Source organism: Stenotrophomonas maltophilia, assembly GCF_002799245.1.
Classification (GTDB): Bacteria; Pseudomonadota; Gammaproteobacteria; order Xanthomonadales; family Xanthomonadaceae; genus Stenotrophomonas; species Stenotrophomonas maltophilia_S.
Genome location: NZ_NEQV01000010.1, coordinates 26,030 through 43,900 on the forward strand (window position 1 = coordinate 26,030; position 17,871 = coordinate 43,900).

The 17,871-nt window shown below is 67.5% G+C and carries 13 protein-coding genes; 2 read left to right on the top strand and 11 right to left on the bottom strand.

Going from position 1 to position 17,871, the window contains the following annotated elements:
• The first annotated feature begins 79 nt into the window (after positions 1–79).
• Positions 80–1,069 carry a zinc-dependent alcohol dehydrogenase family protein gene (locus tag B9Y64_RS21380; protein WP_100442365.1) on the top strand — a complete coding sequence of 330 codons (990 nt, stop codon included), beginning with the start codon at positions 80–82 and terminating at the stop codon, positions 1,067–1,069.
• Positions 1,070–1,119: 50 nt separating this feature from the next.
• Here B9Y64_RS21380 and B9Y64_RS22370 read toward each other — a convergent pair whose 3' ends face one another.
• From B9Y64_RS22370 to ligA, 10 genes are all read right to left on the bottom strand, one after another.
• Entirely contained in the window at positions 1,120–1,725 is a 606-nt protein-coding gene (locus tag B9Y64_RS22370) for a hypothetical protein (protein WP_238379964.1), read from the bottom strand.
• 62 nt (positions 1,726–1,787) lie between these two features.
• Positions 1,788–2,750, bottom strand: a complete 963-nt coding sequence (locus tag B9Y64_RS22375; RefSeq protein WP_238379965.1) for a peptidoglycan-binding protein — start codon at positions 2,748–2,750, stop codon at positions 1,788–1,790.
• A gap of 47 nt (positions 2,751–2,797) precedes the next feature.
• On the bottom strand, positions 2,798–3,886 hold the full coding sequence (locus B9Y64_RS21390; protein WP_100442366.1) for a lysozyme inhibitor LprI family protein: 1,089 nt from the start codon (positions 3,884–3,886) through the stop codon (positions 2,798–2,800).
• Positions 3,887–4,011: 125 nt separating this feature from the next.
• On the bottom strand, positions 4,012–6,540 hold the full coding sequence (locus B9Y64_RS21395; protein ID WP_100442367.1) for a membrane-bound PQQ-dependent dehydrogenase, glucose/quinate/shikimate family: 2,529 nt from the start codon (positions 6,538–6,540) through the stop codon (positions 4,012–4,014).
• Positions 6,541–6,671: 131 nt separating this feature from the next.
• Positions 6,672–9,386: a DNA gyrase subunit A gene (gene gyrA, locus B9Y64_RS21400; RefSeq protein ID WP_100442368.1), complete on the bottom strand. Its 2,715-nt coding sequence runs from the start codon at positions 9,384–9,386 to the stop codon at positions 6,672–6,674.
• Between the two features lie 233 nt (positions 9,387–9,619).
• Positions 9,620–10,684 (bottom strand): S-methyl-5-thioribose-1-phosphate isomerase, encoded by a 1,065-nt coding sequence (gene mtnA / locus B9Y64_RS21405; RefSeq protein ID WP_100442369.1) that lies wholly within the window; start codon positions 10,682–10,684, stop codon positions 9,620–9,622.
• A gap of 47 nt (positions 10,685–10,731) precedes the next feature.
• Entirely contained in the window at positions 10,732–11,463 is a 732-nt protein-coding gene (locus B9Y64_RS21410; protein WP_100442370.1) for a DUF3011 domain-containing protein, read from the bottom strand.
• A gap of 138 nt (positions 11,464–11,601) precedes the next feature.
• On the bottom strand, positions 11,602–12,558 hold the full coding sequence (gene epmA / locus B9Y64_RS21415; RefSeq protein WP_100442371.1) for an EF-P lysine aminoacylase EpmA: 957 nt from the start codon (positions 12,556–12,558) through the stop codon (positions 11,602–11,604).
• Complete coding sequence (locus tag B9Y64_RS21420) at positions 12,555–13,040, bottom strand: GNAT family N-acetyltransferase (protein WP_100442372.1); 486 nt, start codon at positions 13,038–13,040, stop codon at positions 12,555–12,557. Before B9Y64_RS21420 ends, epmA begins: the two co-directional genes overlap by 4 nt.
• Positions 13,041–13,089: 49 nt before the next feature.
• Positions 13,090–15,561, bottom strand: coding sequence for an NAD-dependent DNA ligase LigA (ligA, locus tag B9Y64_RS21425; protein ID WP_202909096.1), 2,472 nt, complete (start codon positions 15,559–15,561; stop codon positions 13,090–13,092).
• Between the two features lie 312 nt (positions 15,562–15,873).
• On the opposite strand from ligA, the gene B9Y64_RS21430 reads away from it, so the two are divergent.
• A complete protein-coding gene (locus B9Y64_RS21430) occupies positions 15,874–16,998 on the top strand; it encodes a pyridoxal phosphate-dependent aminotransferase (protein ID WP_100442374.1) in 1,125 nt (374 codons plus the stop codon).
• A gap of 100 nt (positions 16,999–17,098) precedes the next feature.
• Here B9Y64_RS21430 and zipA read toward each other — a convergent pair whose 3' ends face one another.
• Positions 17,099–17,839, bottom strand: coding sequence for a cell division protein ZipA (gene zipA / locus B9Y64_RS21435; RefSeq protein ID WP_100442375.1), 741 nt, complete (start codon positions 17,837–17,839; stop codon positions 17,099–17,101).
• Between the last annotated feature and the right edge of the window lie 32 nt (positions 17,840–17,871).

Here is a 17,871-nt window from a genome sequence, read left to right on the forward strand (position 1 = left end):
TTATTCTGGATGCAGGCCACGCGCACAGTAGCCTTCACCTTTCCGCCGGCGCCAACGCCGGCCTTGCCCAGGAGCCCCCATGAGCCAGGTTGTCCGCATCCACGAATATGGCAGCGCCGATGTGCTGCGCATCGATGACATCGACGTTCCCGCCCCCGCCGCCGACGAGGTCCAGATCCGGGTCAAGGCGATCGGCCTGAACCGCGCCGAGGTGATGTTCCGCAACGGCGCCTATCTGCAGGAGGCGCAGTTCCCCAGCCGGCTGGGCTATGAAGCGGCCGGCGTGGTCGAAGCGGTCGGCAGTGCAGTGAGCGGATTTGCTGCCGGCGATGCGGTCAGCGTGGTGCCGCCGCTGGATATCGCGCGCTGGGGCACCTATGGCGAACTGGCCAACGTGCCAGCGCGGTTGGTGGTCAAGCATCCGCAGGCGCTGGGCTTTGAAACGGCGGCCGCAGTGTGGATGCAGTACGTCACCGCCTGGGGCGCACTGCTGGAACAGGCACAACTGGCCGCCGGGGATTTCGTCATCATCACCGCCGCCAGCAGCAGCGTCGGCCTGGCCGCGATCCAGATCGCCAATGCGGTGGGCGCCACGCCGATTGCCGTGACCCGGGGTGCGGGCAAGCGCCAGGCGCTGCTCGATGCCGGCGCCGCCCATGTCATCGCCACCCAGGAGCAGGATCTGGTGGCAGAGGTGACGCGCATCACCGGCGGTGCCGGCGCCCGCGTGGTGTTCGATCCGATCGGTGGCCCGCAGTTCGTGCCGCTGACCGAGGCGATGGCCCGTGGCGGCATCCTGCTGGAATACGGCGCACTGAGCAGCGAGCCCACCCCGTTCCCGTTGTTCAACGTACTGGGCAAGTCGCTGACGCTGAAGGGCTACCTGTACTCGGAAATCGTCTCCGATGATGCGGCGCTGGCACGTGCCAAGGCGTTCATCGTCGACGGCCTGGCCAAGGGCATGCTGGCACCGAAGATCGCCAGGGTGTTCCCGTTCGCACAGATCCAGGAGGCACACCGCTACCTGGAATCGAACGAGCAGATCGGCAAAGTGGTGGTAACGCTGTAACCCGCTGGCGGCAGCGACGGACCCGGCACGGGCACGTCGCTGCCGCAGGCTCAGGCCATTGAAGGCCCGCGGTTCTCGTGCTGGCGGCTGTCGATGGCGAGCTGCTGTTCGCGCTGCCGGTTGTCGGCGGACAGATCGTTCACCGTGTCGTCCATCGAACGCGCAGGCTGCGCCGTATCCACGCTGGCCCGCTCACCGGGAATCAACCCGGCTACCCACAGGCGATCTCCGGCCATCATCACCCGGTCGACGCGCGCGGCATCGTCGATGCCATTGCGCTTGGATTCCAGCACGGCCTGCATGACGTGCTCGTCACCGACGGTGCCAGGCACCCCCTGGCGGATGCGCTCGAACAGCGCGGCGTCCCTGCGCGACAGCGATTCCACGCCACTGCGCTGCGGCGCGGGTTCCGCTGGCGCCGGGCCAGCAACCGGCGGATTCGCCGCCGCCTGCTGCCGCGCCTGCACCTGCTCCGGCTGGAACTCCGCCCGCGTATAGGGCGGGCGCTGTGGCGGCCAGTTCTCTGCGCGGTCGAACTCGGTGGTTGGCGCATGCTCGCGAGCGACGGCGGCATCGTTCAACTGCCGGCGGGCATCGGCGTCGATGACGCCGCCAGGGCGCAGCGGCAGGCCATAGTCCTGCTGGAAGTTGCGCATGGCGGCCTGCATGCCGGCATCAAACGTGCGCGCCTGGCGCTCGGCACGTGGATTCGGTTCGGTCAGGTACCCAACGCCTCCAGCTGGCGGCGCATCTCGAACACCGGTTCGCCCTTCTCGCCGGGGCCCAGGTTGCCGTCAGCCAGCGGCCCGCTCAGGTCGGTCACCGTCCGCCGCTTGAAGTCCGGATCGACCGCCAGCGTGTCGGTACGCATGCGTTCCAGCAACGCATCGTCGATGTGGCCATTGGCCGGACTGATACCCCGCTCGGTCTGGAAGCGGCGCACGGCCTGCTCGGTAGAGGCGCCGAAGTCACCGTCGGGCTTGATCGCGGCATTGGCGTTGTTGCGGATGTCCAACCGCTGCAGGTACTGCTGTGCTTCCAGCACCTGCTGGTTGGCATCACCCCGGTGCAGGTCCATCGCCCCGGCCGGCGCCTGGGCAGTCGGCACCGGCATCTGGAAGCCTGGCTGCTGCACACGCTGGACCAGGCCGGCGACCTGGGATTCCCATCCAGTGGCCAGCGTGGCGATGGCGTCCGGATAGGGACTGCCGTTGTTCAGCTCACCGCCATTGACCGAGGCCCGCGCCTGCCGGTAATCGGCGTGGTTGGCGTTGACGTTGTCGGACAGCCGCGCGCCGAACATGCCATCGCGCATGCCCACCACCAGCACCTTGGTGGCGATGTCCGCCCGGGCAGCCCGTTCAGGGTGCTCGACCAGCTCGCGGCCCATTCCCAGCGCCTCGCCCAGCCGCTCGTAGTTGGTGACGTGGGTAAGGTGGGCAAAGCCCCGGCCGAAATACTCCTCGCCGCCGAAGTAGCGCAGGTCCACCGCCTGCTTCCTGCCCCAGTCTTCCTCGGGCGCGGCGAAATCGCGCGATTCGTGCTGCGCCGTGGCCAGCACATAGGCAATCTGCCGATGGTCGGTAATGCCGTTGTCGATGCAGGTGCGCACGATCATCTCGACCGACTGGTCCCGGGTCAGGCCGAAGCCTGACCCGCCTTTTCCATAACCTTCGCTCATCCTTCAGCTCTCCAGTTCCGGAACGCATCCGTTCGTCGGGGGAAGACCTACTTCAGCAGGTCCGATTCGGTAGGGGCCTCGCCCTTGCAGGTGTCATAGCGGCGCTGCAGCAGCGTGCGCGGCTCGGTTCCGCGCAGCTGGATGACCTTGTCCTCGCGCTCGCAGGGGCTGGCCTTCGCACGCAGCACGAACCGCCCATTGTCGATATGGTCGATATCGCGTCCGCCGATGGCCGCTTCCAATGCCTTCGCACGCACATAGCGGTTGGCCTTGGCGTCGAACAGGTAGAACGCATGCACCGGAACGTTGTAGACACCGTTGTTGTCCTGCCACACCTGCAGGTCCGGCATGCCATCGCCATTGAAATCGGAAACGGTCAACAGCACGGCGGCCGCCCCCTGGGCATCGGCGCCGGCGCGGCTCAGGCGCGGCTGCACGCCGGTGACCGCCACCTTGCGCCCGCCACGGGTCACGCCCATGCTCCGCACCTGGCAGATCGTCACGCCATCGGTGCCGCTGCAGCCGGCGACCTGGAAGAGCACTTGAAGTGCAGGCGAGATCCTGCCCTCGCCGGGCCGCAGCACGATCCTGCCCTGTTGGTCGGGCGCGGCATCGGCGGTATGCACAGCAACCTGCGCGGGCGCCGGGGCCGCCTTGGCTTCAGCCACCAGCGCCGCCGCACCGCCGCCCTGCAACTGGCGGGCACGCAGCAGGGTCATGTGCGTGCGGCATTGCAGTGAATCCAGCTGGGCAACGGCGGTGCCACCTTCCGGGCAACGGCTGTCGCGCTGGCGCAGCCATTGCCGCTGCAGATCGCGCAGCACCTGCTGATCGCTGGCCGTCAACGCGGAGCGCGCGGCGTTGTAGGCAGCGTTGAGTGCATCGTCGTGGACCTTGAATTCAGCGTCGGCACAACGACGACGGGCATCCAGCGCGGTGCCCGCGGCCGCCATGCAGGGCGCATGGGCGGGGCTCAGATAGCGCGCATCGCCGGCGATCAGTTCGGCACCGCTGGGCAGCTTGCGTGCGACCGGCTGGGGCGACGGCTGCGCGCTTGCCGACAGGCACGGGCCAAGCAGAAGCAGTCCTGCTAGCAGCCGGGTGACGCGCCGCGCCAGGCGTTCAGAATTCAGCATGCGTTTCCTTCCCTGGGGGCGTTGGCCGGCCCCGTCCTGTTCCGATGATGGATGCTGCCCGGTCGCCCGCGCAACTTCTGCGACAGCGGTCACAGCCCTGTATGCGCTGTTCAGGCCGGCCGCCGCTATTTCGGCAGGGCGAAGGCCATCACGTAATCGCCGTTCGGGGTTTCCATGAAATGGTGGCCACCGGCCATGATCACCACGTACTGGCGCCCGCCCTGCTCATACACCATCGGCGTGGCCTGCCCGCCTGCGGGCAGCGCCGCATGCCACAGCTCCTTGCCGGTCTTCAGGTCGATGGCGCGCAGCAGGTCATCGGTGGCCGCAGCGATGAAGATCAATCCGCTGGCGGTCACCACCGAGCCGCCGTTGTTCGGCGTGCCAATCTCGATCGGCAGGCCGGAATGGATGCCAAATGGCCCATTGCCGCGCGCACTGCCAAAGGGTCGATCCCACAGCAGTTTGCCGGTGCGCAGATCGATGGCACGGATGCCGCCATAGGGCGGCTGCTTGCACAGCAGGCCGGTGAATGGCAGCCGCCAACCGGCGTTGACCTCGATACCGTACGGCGTGCCCACCTGCGGGTCGCCAGCGCCCTCGCCACCGCCCCTGTCGGCTCGGATCTTCTCGCGCGGCAGCCAGCCCAGCCGGTCGGCTTCGGCACGTGGCACCAGCCGGTTGTAGTTGGGCATGTCGTTGTAGTTGGCCACGATCACGCCGCGGCGCGTGTCGATGGACACGCTGCCCCAGTCCGAACCGCCGTTGTAGCCGGGGTATTCGATGGAATGGCGGTCACTGCTCGGCGGCGTGTAGAAACCTACGTAGTACGCCTTGCGGAACTGGATGCGGCAGACCAGCTGGTCGATCGGGGTGATGCCCCACATGTCACGCTCGGTCAGGTCATGTTCCCGGCGCAGCGTGTGGTACAGCGAGAACAACTGCGTGGGTGAACGCTGCTCGGGTTCGACGCCGCCCACCGGCACCTTGCGCTCTTCGGCGGCGCTCAGCAGCTGGCCGTTGCGGCGATCGAGGATATAGAGATCGCCCTGCTTGGTCGGCAGCAGGATCGCCGGCACCTTGCCCGCCGCCGTCGGGTAGTCGATCAGGCTGGCCTGCGAACCGAGGTCGTAATCCCATACATCCTTGCGAACGGCCTGGAAATGCCAGGCCGGCTTGCCGGTGGCCACGTCGATCGCCACCAGCGATGTGGCATAGCGGTTCTGGTTCTCCGTACGCGAGCCACTCCAGTAGTCGCCGGCAGAATTGCCCAGCGGCAGATAGACCAGCCCCAACGCTTCATCACCCGTGGCGGTGGTCCACATGTTCGGCGTGCCGCGCGTGTAGGTCTGCTCATGCGGTGGCAGGCCGCTGCGCTCGGGCTGGTCCATGTCCCACGCCCAGCGCAGCTTGCCGGTGATCGCATCGTAGGCCTGGATCACGCCCGACGGTGCATCCCGGCGCTGCCCGTCCAGCACCTGGTGGCCGGTGACGATCACCCCGCGCACGATGGCCGGTGGCGAGGTGATCGATACATAGCCCGGCGGTACCTCGCCCATGCCCAGGGTGATGTCGACCTGGCCGTTGTTGCCGAAATTCGCGCACGGGCGACCACTGTCCGCATCGACCGCGATGATGCGCCCGTCCAGCGTGCCTTCGATGATGCGGGCCCAGCAGGCCGGTCGACTGCCCGGCGCGGCGCTGCGGCTCACGCTGGGCGGCGGCTCGGGCAGGGCCAGATCGGCAGCGACATCGGCCAATGCCGCATCGGCGAAGGTTGGCGTGGCCGGCTGCTCGTAGTAGCTCACGCCGCGACAGGCGGCGGTGTACGGAATCGAAGCGTCCTTCACCTTCGGGTCGAAACGCCACAATTCCCTGCCGCTGGCGGCATCGAGCGCGATCAGGCGGTTGCGCGCGGTGCACAGATACAGGCGGTCGCCGATCTTCAGCGGCGTGGTTTCCGCGCCCCAGCGCTTCTTCGGCAGGTCACCGGTGCGGAACTGCCAGGCCGGCTGCAGCGTGGCCACGTTGGCCGGGGTGATCTGCTGCAGCGGCGAATAGCGGGTGGCGGCATTGCTGCGGCCCCACGCCGGCCAGTCTCCCTCGGCAGGCTGGTCGGCCGGCTGCAGGCCGGTGGTATCCCGCGTGGGTTCCAGTCCGGCGCTGGCCGCGCCTTCCGGGAACGGCTGGTGCCCGTCCACTTCACCATGCGGTGCGAACGCCAACCCGAACGCAGCGACGAACACCAGCATCAGCACACCGGCCACACTGCGCGACAGGCGCCTGGAGACCGGTTCGCGAAGCGTCGGCGCCAGCAGCGCCAGCACGATGCCGAGCGCGGTCACCAGGCCCAGCCGCGGCACCCAGCGCCAGTAGTCGCTGCCTGATTCCCACCAGGTCCACAGCAGCGTGCCGACGAACACCAGCGCATACAGCAGCGCGCCGCTGCGGCGATTGCCGAACAACAGCAGGCCGCTGGCCAGCAGGCCGGCCCCGGCAATGGCGTAGTACGCCGAGCCGCCCAGGCTGAGCAGCCACGCGCCAAGCCCGCCGATGACCAGGCCGAGCACGACCAGCAGCAGCGACAGCACGGTAACGAGAGGATGCCGGGAGGCGCGGGTGGGAGCAGGAGCGGACGGCGGCGTGGCGGACATCGTCGATCTCCGGGGGCAGCATGCGCCGTTATCCCACTGCCGACGTGAAGCGCGCGCGTATGTGCAGCGTCCGGATACGACGACGCCGGCACAGGGCCGGCGTCGTCGGGTACCTCAGGCTCGCGGCAGGATCACTCCTGCGCGGCGTCCTCGCTGCTGGCAGCAGCCGGGGCGCCATCGGCCGGGGCCGGGGCAGCCACTGCCACCTCGTCCTCGTCCTCGTCGATCGAGGCATCCATGCGCTCCACCGCCTGCAGCTTCTCGTCCTTGGACAGGCGGATCAGGGTCACGCCCTGGGTGTTGCGGCCGACGCGGCTGATTTCAGAGCCACGCGTACGCACCAGCGTACCGCCATCGGAGATCAGCAGGACTTCGTCACCCGACCCCATCAGCACCGCGGCGACCAGCTTGCCGTTGCGCTCGGTGGTCTGGATGCCGATCACGCCCTGCGTGCCACGGCCCTTGCGCGGGTAGTCCGGCAGCGGGGTGCGCTTGCCGTAGCCGTTCTCGGTGGCGGTGAGGATGTACTGCACGCTGCTGTCATCGGCGCCGTCGATCACCGCATCGCCATTGGCGGCGGCTTCCTCGACACCGTTGTCGTCCTCGTTCTCGTCCTCGATGCCACCGGCACTCTCGGCCACGATCAGGCTGACCACTTCCTCGCCGGCCGGCATCTTGATGCCGCGCACGCCGGTCGCGGTACGCCCCATCGAGCGCACCTTGTCTTCACCGAAGCGCACGGTCTTGCCGTTGGAGGCGAACAGCAGGATGTCGCGCTCGCCGTCGGTCAGGCCGACGCCGACCAGGGCATCACCTTCGTCCAGGTTGATCGCGATCTTGCCGCGCGCCAGGCGGAAGGCAAACTCGCCCAGCGGGGTCTTCTTGACCGTGCCGTTCTTCGTGGCGAAGAACACGAACTGGCCATCGGCATATTCGCGCACCGGCAGCACGGCCTGCACGCGTTCGCCGGGTTCCAGCGGGATCCAGTTGATGATCGGACGGCCGCGGGCGTTGGAGCCGGCCTCGGGCAGCTGGTAGACCGGCAGCCAGAACACCTTGCCCGAACTGGTGAAGGTCAGCAGCGTGTCGTGCGTGTTGACCAGCCACAGCTGCTCGATGAAATCCTCTTCCTTGGTCGCCGCCGCACTGCGGCCACGGCCGCCACGGCGCTGCGCACGGTACACGCTCACCGGCTGCCGCTTCACGTAACCGGCATGCGACACGGTGACCACCACGTCTTCCGGGGCGATCAGGTCGAGGATGTCCAGATCTTCTTCGCTGTGGCGGATTTCGGTACGACGTTCATCGCCGAACTCGGCCCTGACGCTGATCAGCTCTTCGCGGATCACCTGCAGCAGGCGGTCGGGATCTTCCAGGATGTGGATCAGCCCGGCGATCACTTCCAGCAGCTGCTTGTATTCCTCGGTCAGGCGGTCCTGCTCCAGCCCGGTCAGGCGGTGCAGGCGCATCTCCAGGATCTGGGTGGCCTGGATCTCGGTCAGCTGGTAGCCGCCCTCGATCAGGCCCACGCCCTTGGGCAGGTCATCCGGACGCGACGCTTCGGCACCGGCAGCACCCAGCATCGAGCCGACCAGGCCCGGCTCCCACAGGCGCGCGAGCATGCGCTCACGGGCTTCGGCGGGGTTCGGCGAGGTCTTGATCAGCTCGATCATCTCGTCGATGTTGGCCAGCGCGACGGTCAGGCCTTCCAGCACGTGGGCACGGGCGCGCGCCTTGCGCAGCTCGAACACCGTACGGCGGGTGACCACTTCGCGGCGGTGGCGGACGAACGACTCCAGCATCTGCTTGAGGTTCATCAACTGCGGGCGGCCATCGACCAGCGCCACCATGTTGATGCCGAACACCGATTCCATCTGCGTCTGCTGGTACAGGTTGTTCAGCACAACCTCGGCAGATTCACCGCGCTTGATCTCGATGTAGATGCGCATGCCGTCCTTGTCGGACTCATCGCGCAGCTCGCTGATGCCTTCGATCTTCTTTTCCTTGACCAGCTCGGCGATCTTCTCGATCAGACGCGCCTTGTTCACCTGGTAAGGAATTTCGGTGACGATGATCGATTCACGGCCGTTGTCGGCCACTTCGATATCGGCCTTGGCACGGATGCGCACGCGGCCGCGGCCGGTGCGATAGCCGGCGATGATGCCGGCGGTGCCGTTGATGATGCCGGCGGTCGGGAAATCCGGGCCCGGGATGTACTCCATCAGGCCGTCGACATCGATTTCCGGATTGTCGATCAGCGCGATGCAGGCGTTGATCGATTCGGTCAGGTTGTGCGGCGGGATATTGGTCGCCATGCCCACTGCGATACCGGCCGAGCCATTGACCAGCAGGTTCGGGAACCGGGTCGGCATGACCGTCGGCTCCAGTTCCTTTTCGTCATAGTTGGGCTGGAAATCGACGGTTTCCTTGTCGATGTCCGCCATCAGCTCATGCGCCAGGCGCGACATGCGCGCCTCGGTGTATCGCATCGCCGCAGCGGAGTCGCCGTCGACCGAACCGAAGTTACCCTGGCCATCGACCAGCATGTAGCGCAGCGAGAACGGCTGTGCCAGTCGCACCAGCGTGTCGTACACCGACTGATCGCCATGCGGGTGGTACTTACCGATGACGTCACCGACGATACGTGCCGACTTGAAGTAAGGCTTGTTGCTGTGCGCGTTGAGTTCATTCATCGCAAACAGCACACGACGATGCACCGGCTTGAGGCCGTCGCGCGCATCTGGCAGCGCGCGGCCCACGATCACGCTCATGGCGTAATCGAGATAGCTCTTGCGCATCTCGTCTTCCAGGTTGACCTGGATGATTTCCTTGGCGGTTTCTGCCATTCGGGTTCCGTTGTCTGGTAGCGGTCCAGTCCGGCACATTCGCCCGTGGGCGGTCGCGCCGGAACCTCGATTCAACCTGTGGATACTACCACAACAGGCCGTTTTCCGCCTCCTTTTACGGGTATTTTACCGGCACAAATCAGGAACTTAGGGGTTGCCGGCCAGCGGCCGCCCCTACTGGGGGCCGGGGTCGGAGGCCTTTCCTGCGGAAAGGGATCCGACCCCGTTCCGCGTCAACCGCCGAAGGCGGCGCGCATGTTCCCGGCAGTCGGGTTCAGGATCACCCCGCGCTCGGTCACGATGGCGTCGATCAGCTCGCCCGGGGTGACGTCGAACACCGGGTTCCAGGCAGCAATACCCTCGGCGACGGTGCGGGTACCGCCCACGCCATACAGCTCACCCGGGTCGCGCTGCTCGATCTCGATCTGGCTGCCGTCCACGGTTTCCATGTCCACGGTCGAGGACGGCGCCACCACCATGAACCTGACACCGTGGTGGCGGGCGGCGATGGCCAGCTGGTAGGTGCCGATCTTGTTGGCGGTATCGCCATTGGCGCAGATGCGGTCCGCGCCCACGATCACCCACTGCACGGCACCGGTCTTCATCAGGTGCGAGGCGGCCGAATCGGCGATCAGGGTGGCATCGATACCATCCTGCTGCAGCTCCCACACGGTCAGGCGTGCACCCTGCAGCCACGGCCGGGTCTCGCCGGCGAACACGCGGGCGATGCGGTGCTGGGCCATGCCGGCGCGGATCACGCCCAGTGCGGTACCGAAGCCTGCGGTGGCCAGCGAGCCGGTATTGCAATGGGTCAGCACACCGCTGCCGGCCTCGATCAGGCCAGCACCCAGTGCGCCCATATGGCGATTGGCAGCCAGGTCTTCCTCGGCGATGGCCTGCGCTTCCGATTCCAGCAAGGCCTTCCAGTCGGCGCCGGCAGCATTCAGGCAGCGGCGCATGCGCGCCAGCGCCCAGGCCAGGTTGACCGCAGTGGGGCGCGACGCGTTGAGGCGCTGCAGTGCTGGTTCCAGCTGCTGCAGGGCGTGCGCACCATCGGCGGCCTGCACCTCGCGTGCAGCCAGCACCACGCCCCAGGCTGCGGCAATGCCGATCGCCGGCGCGCCACGCACGGTCAACGCGTGGATGGCGCTGGCAACCTCGTCACTGTCATGGCAGACCACGTGCTCGACCACGAATGGCAGCTTGCGCTGGTCCAGCAGTTGCAGAGCATCGCCGGTCCACAGGATCGGGCGGATGTGGTCGTAACGGGCGTAGTCGATGTCGGAGGCAGTGTTCATGGGCCCATTGTAGGGCCACGCCCCACGGGGTTGGAGCCTGCCCGGGGTCAATTCACCGAGAATTCGGCGCGGCAACCGCCATCCACCCATATCCCGTTGCGGTTCCAGCCCCAGGTACTGCCTTCCTCGCAGGGCGTGCTGGACAGCTGCTCGGAGACCACGGCGCCAACCGAGATGCTGGCACCGCAGAAACGCCGTTTCTTCGACTTCGATTCACAGGTCAGGCGGCGCGGCATGTCGACGAAGCGACCGTCCTCATCGGCCACCTCGAAATCGCCCTGGCAGCCACGGCTGGTCCAGACCTCATTGCGCTTGTAGCCCCAGCCCTGCCCTTCACGGCACGGCAGCACCGACAACTGGCGCAGCAGGCGCACCGGCGCGCCATCGAGGCGTACCGGGCAACTCTGCGGACGGCCATTGGATTCGCAACGCACCACCCGGCGCACCAGGCGCTTGCCCGTGCCGTCAGCCGGCGGGGCAGCACCGGCCGCGCGACGGGCGCGGAACTCGGCACGACAGCCGAGGGTGACCCACACGCCACTGCGGTCGGTGCCCCACTCGCTGCCGCGGATGCAGCTGTTGCTGGACAGCTGTCGCACCAGATCGACGCCGTTGGCAACCTCAATATCGCAGTGCACCCACCCCATGTCGCGTGATTCGCAGGTCACCACTTCATCGTCATAGCCCACCTGCTGGGCCGACGCCGGCGACGGCAGCCAGGCACCCCAGAGCGCAATGGAGTACACCGGTGCAGCGACAACTGCGAACCACTTGAACAAAGCCTTCCCCAGCAGGAATGGATGAACTGCATGCCAGTGTCCGGCATTGGCCGTGATAAGAGCATCATCCCGCTTACCGACGCAAGCGCGCAGAACCCGTGTTTCGTTCAGCCTGAGATGTTCAGCAACGCGCGCTGGTCACGCGTGGGCGAAGTCGTAGGCCAGCACATCGGCGATGCGTGGCGTGCGGTTCATCGCCATCAGCAGGCGATCGACACCCACCGCCACGCCGGCACAGGCCGGCAGCGCTGGCAACGCCGCCAGCAGCGCCTCGTCCAGCGCCGGCTGTACCTGCCCACGGTCGTGGCGGCGCTGCTGGTCGCGCTGGAAACGGGCACGCTGTTCGGCGGCATCGTTCAGTTCGTGATAGCCGTTGGCCAGCTCCACTGCCCCCAGGTACAGCTCGAAGCGCTCGGCCAGCGGCGGCGTACCGGCACGGATGCGGGCCAGCGCGGCCTGGCTGGCCGGCCAGTCATGTACCACGGTCATCACCGCGTCATCGAAATGCGGCTGGATGTGGTGGGTCATCAACAGGTCCAGCCAGTCATCACGGGTCAATCCGACCGGATCGATGTGCACATCGCCAAGCGCGGCACGCAGCGCGGCTTCGTCGGCCTCGAACGGGTCCACGCCCACCTGCTGCTGGAACAGCTCGCGGTAACTCAGCACACGCAGGCTCGCACTGCGCCCGACCAGGGCCAGCGCCTGGCCGACCAGCTCGGCGGTTTCCTGCACCAGCCGATGGTGGTCCCAACCGACCCGGTACCACTCCAGCATGGTGAATTCGGGGTTGTGGCGGCCACCGGCCTCGCCATTGCGGAACACGCGGCCCAGTTCGTAGCAGTCGCCCACGCCCGCGGCGAGCAAGCGCTTGAGCGGATACTCGGGCGAGGTGCGCAACCAGCGACGGCGCCCGCCCGCGTCGACATGGCCGCTGAAATCGGTGTGGAAGCTGTCGATGTTCGGCTCGGTGTTGCCGGCGACCGACAGGATCGGCGTTTCCACCTCCAGCACACCGCGCTCTGCGAAGAACCGGCGCACCAGCGCATTGAGCGCAGCACGCTGCTGCAGCGCGCGCAGCAGGGCATCGCTCACAGGATGCCCTCCGGGCGCGGATGGTCCAGCGGCAGGGTCAGCAGGTCACGGGTGTCGTCGATGTAGCCACTGGCCAGGTACAGGCGGCGGGCCAGCTCGTTGTGGTGGTTCACTTCCAGGCGCAGGCGGCTGACGCCACGGCCGCGCGCACGCTGCTCGCAGATGGCCAGCGCCTGCTTGCCACGGCCACGGCCACGCGCACGGTGGCTCAGGTACAGCTCGTCCAGCAGCATGAAGTGCCCGCCCTGCTCCAGGCTGAAGCCCATCGCGATCACCGCATACCCCACCACTTCACCGGCTTCATCCAGCCACAGCAGCACCTCGCCATTGCGCGGGTCGGCCAGCAGCGCATCGACACCACGGCGCACCCGCGCGTCATCGAAGTCGATCTTGTCTTCGGCATAGAACTCACGCATCAACGCGATCAGCAATTCCTCGTCGGCACGGCTGGCCAGGCGGAAATCCAGTGGGGCGGTCTGCATCGGTATTCCTTTGTATTCCATGCCGGGTGCGAGGCACCCGGCGGGGTCATCATTCGTGCTCGGCAAGGAAGGCCAGCAGGCGGTCTTCGTCCCATACCGGCACGCCCAGCGATTGCGCCTTGTCCAGCTTGGAGCCGGCTTCGGTACCGGCCACCACGAAACTGGTCTTCTTCGACACGCTGCCGGAGACCTTGGCACCCAGCGCTTCCAGGCGTTCCTTGGCGGCATCGCGGGTGAGCTGGGCCAGGGTGCCGGTCAGCACCACGGTCTGCCCATCCAGCGGGCCAGCCACGATCTCGGCCAGCGCCGGCGCCCTGGCCAGGAGCTGCTGCATCGCCTTCTCGGCCGCCAGCAGCATCGCGCCATGGCCCTCGGCGTCCAGCCACTCGGCCAGGCCGCGCGCAGTATCGTCAGGCAGGCCGGCGTTGACGAACTGGCCATGCTCGGCATCGAGCACCGCCTGCGCACCGGGAAGTACGGCCACCAGCTTCTCCGCACGCAGGCGGGTGATGCCGGGAATCTCCGATTCGACCAGCAGCTGCGCCAGGTCCAGGCCTTCGCGCAGCCTGGCGCTGGGCGCATGCACATCACTGATGCGTACCTGGCCAACCTGCAGCAGATCATCGATGGCCTGCTGGTTGCCCTGCTGCTCGAAGAAGTGGCCAAGCGAGCGGGCCACTTCGCCGCCGATGTCCGGCACACGCTTGAACAGCGGCCATGGCAGGTGACGGATCAGCTCCAGGTCACCGAACCACTGCGCCAGCGCCTTGGCGGTGCTCTCGCCGACATGTTCGATGCCCAGCGCGAACAGCAGGCGCTCCAGCGTGGCAGCGCGGCTGGCATCGATTGCCGCGATCAGGTTGTCGGCCCACTTGGTGGCGATCTTCTTCGCGTTCCATTCGAAGCGGGCTGGCTGTGCCAGCGCTTGCGCGCGCCACGCCGGATCGCTGCCGTCCAGCTTGAGAACCGCATTGAGCACCGCACCACTGCCCTCGGCGGGCAGGTGCAACTTCAGCACCGCGGCCAATGCCGAGGGATCTTCGGCGTCCAGCACCAGCTTCAGGTGCAGCAGCTGGTCGCGGTTGAGGCGGTACAGATCGGCCACGCTCTTGACGATGCCGGCGTCGACCAGGGTTTCAATGTACTTGTCGCCGAGACCATCGATGTCCATCGCGCGGCGCGAGGCGAAATGGGCGATGGCTTCCTTGCGCTGCGCCGGGCAGGACAGTTCGCCCGAGCAGCGCCACGCCGCGGCACCTTCCTCGCGCACGATCTCCGAGCCGCACACCGGGCAGCGCGTCGGCATCTGCCACGGCGTGGTGCCCTGCGGGCGGCGGTCGAGGATGACGCTGACCACCTCCGGGATCACATCGCCGGCGCGACGCACGATCACGCTGTCGCCGATGCGCACATCGAGGCGTGCGATCTGGTCGGCATTGTGCAGGGTAGCGTTGGACACGATCACGCCGGCCACGGGCACCGGTGCCAGCCGCGCCACAGGCGTTGCCGCGCCGGTGCGGCCGATCTGGATCTCGATCGCCTCCACCGTGGTGCTCTGTTCCTGTGCCGGGAACTTGTGCGCGATGGCCCATCGCGGCGCACGCGATACGAATCCCATGGTCTGCTGCCCGGCGCGGTCATCCAGCTTGTAGACCACGCCATCGATGTCGAATGGCAGGCCGTCGCGACGCTCGCCGATGTCACGGTAATAGCCGAGCAGGCCGTCGGTGCCTTCCACCACCTTGCACAATCCGCTGACCGGGAAGCCCCAGGCACCCAGCTGGGCCAGCGTGCCCGAATGGGTATCGGGCAGCTCGCCGCCCTGCACTTCGCCGGTGCCATAGGCGAAAAAGCTGAGCCTGCGCTGCGCACTGATCTTCGGATCGAGCTGGCGCAGCGAACCGGCCGCGGCGTTGCGCGGATTGGCCAGCACCTTGCCGCCCTGCAGGCGCGCACGTTCGTTGTAGGCCTCGAAATCGGCGCGGGCCATGTAAACCTCGCCGCGCACCTCCAGCACATCCGGCCAGTCCTTGCCGTGCAGGCGCTTGGGAATGTCGCCGATCTCGCGCAGATTGGCGGTCACGTCCTCGCCGGTACTGCCATCGCCACGGGTCGCGCCAAGAACGAAATGCCCGTCCTCGTAGCGCAGGCTGATCGCCAGGCCGTCCATCTTCGGCTCGGCCGAGAACCGCAGGCTGCGACGGCCCAGCCGCTCGTCGATGCGGCGCACGAAATCAGCCACTTCCTCGTCGCTGAAGGCATTGGACAGCGACAGCATCGGCACCGCATGACGCACCTCGGCGAAGCGGCCGGACGGACGCGCACCGACCTGCTGGGTCGGGCTGTCGGCACGGGCCAGCTGCGGATGCTCGCGCTCCAGTGCTTCCAGCTCGCGCACCATCCGGTCGTAGTCGACGTCGGGGATCTCCGGCGCGTCCAGCTCATGGTAGGCGCGGTTGGCCTGGGCGATCTGCCGGCGAAGATCTTCGGCGCGTTCGGCGGGGCTGGGGCTCATCGGGATCCGGTGGTTCTGGGATGGCCGGGGATTCTACCGCGCCCGGCCGTCAGGCCCTGTAACGCCCCCGCCATTGCAGCGTCGAGCCATGCCCGGCGGGCACTCCCCTGCTCTGGCAGGTGCCCACCACTTCCCCGCGATGGTAGGTGCCAACCACTCCCCCGCTATGGTAGGTGCCAACCACTTCTCCGCGATGGTAGGTGCCAACCTTGGTTGGCACATCTGCAGTCGAGCATGGCTCGACGCTACAGAAAAACGGGCTTGCCGCCCATCTCCACCGGCGCTAGCGTGCGACGGCTGCCCCTCGGAATCCTGCCCGTGACCCTGCCTGCCTCCCGTCGACACTTCCTGCAACTGGCCGGTGCCGGCCTCGCCGTCGCCGGTAGCGGCCTGCCCTGGCCCGGCCAGGCCCAACCCGCGACAGCCGCCGCACCTGCCCCCGCTGAAGGCGCGGTGCTGCTGAACTTCAACGAATGCCCGTATGGCCCCTCGCCCGAAGCACAGCGGGCCGCGCGCGAGAGCATCGCCAGCTGCGGCCGCTACCGCTTCGCTCTGGCCGCACAGGTACGCGACGCCTTCATCGAGCAGGCACGCATTCCGGCCGACCACGTGCGCCTCTATCCGGGCTCCAGCGAACCGCTGAACCGCGCCGCGACGTTGTGGACCGGCCCGCAGGCGGGACTGGTGGTGGCCGACCCGACCTTCGAGACGCTGGGCGAGGTCGCCGCCGCACACGGTGCACACGTGCAGAAGGTGCCGCTGCGCGACGACGGCGCGCATGACCTGCGCGCAATGGTCGCTGCCGCGCACGCCCGCCCGACCGGGCTGCTGTACGTGTGCAATCCGAACAACCCGACCGGTTCGATCAGTCCACCGGATGAGCTCGCCTGGCTGCTGGCCCACAAGCCCACGTCCACCCGCGTGCTGCTGGACGAGGCCTATCTGCAGTACAGCGAGCAGCCCAGCCTGATCGCGCAGGTGACGCAGCGCGATGACCTGATCGTGCTGCGTACATTCTCCAAGCTGTACGGCATGGCCGGCCTGCGCCTGGGCGTGGCCGCCGCACATCCCGATCGCCTGCGCGAACTGGCCAGCCTCGGCGACAACCCGCTGCCGGTCCCAGCGCTGGCAGCTGCGCTGGCCAGCCTTCGCGATCCGCAGTTGATCCCGCAGCGGCGGCTGCAGAATGCCAGGGTGCGGCAGGCCACCATCGCCTGGCTCGGCAAGCGTGGCTTCAGCTGCCTGCCATCGGAGGCGAACTGCTTCGTGGTCGACGTGCAACGCGACGGCAGCGCGTTCGCCAAGGCGCTGGCGGAGAACGGCGTGGTGATCGGGCGCAGCTGGCCGATCTGGCCGCAGCGCGTACGCGTAACGGTCGGTACCGAGGACGAGATGGCCGCGTTCCGCCGCGCGTTCGCGAAGGTGGCCGGCGTACCGGCCTGACCCTGTTGGTGGGGGCGAACCTTGGTTCGCCCTATCCACGCATGGCGTGGATCTACTGTTGTGGGTGCCGACCGTTGGTCGGCACACCGAAAAAATGCCGTTACCAGCGCGGGGTCTTTGTCAGCGGCGGCGCCTGGTGCTGGCGGTCGTAGGCGCGCAGCTCGTCACGGATGTGCGCGATGCGCTGGCGGCCCAGGGTGTTGCGGCTGTCATCCAGCACCACGCCGTCGAGCAGCTCGGCCATGCGCTGCACGGTCGGCAGCATCTTTTCCCAGGCGTCCAGTGCGGTCAGCGGCGCCGGCAGGGTCAGGAAGAAGGCGATGGCCGGGGTTTCCATGGCACGGATGTTGGCCATGTCGAAGCTGCCCGGCTTCATGATGCTGGCCATCGAGAAGATCGGCCCGCGCTCGGGGTGGCCTTCCACCAGGCGGTGGAACACGTTCATGTGGCCGAACACCAGGCCGGTCTTCTCGGCCGCCACCACGATGTCTTCGCCGCGCAGCTGCTCGCCGGCCCGCGCGGCCACGAACAGCGAGACGATCTTGTCGAAATCCTGGGTGGCGCGCTTGCCAAGATCGCTGGCCGCGCCCGGGTCGGTGTCGGCCAGGCCAAGTTCGGCCTGCTCGCCTTCGCCGCCCATGCCCGGCTCGACGCGGCCATCGGCCACGACAACGCCGTCCTCGCCCAGCACCGGTTCGCGGCGCTCGCCACTGGTCGGTTCCGCGCTTTCCACGCGGCGCCCCTGGGGCTTCTTCTTCGGACGGCCAAACAGGAAGATCGCGGCGATCAACAGCAGGCCGGCGGCCAGGATGCCGATGCGCAACAGTGCCGTGTCGGACATTCGATAGGTTCTCCGGCTAGTTCATTCAGGTA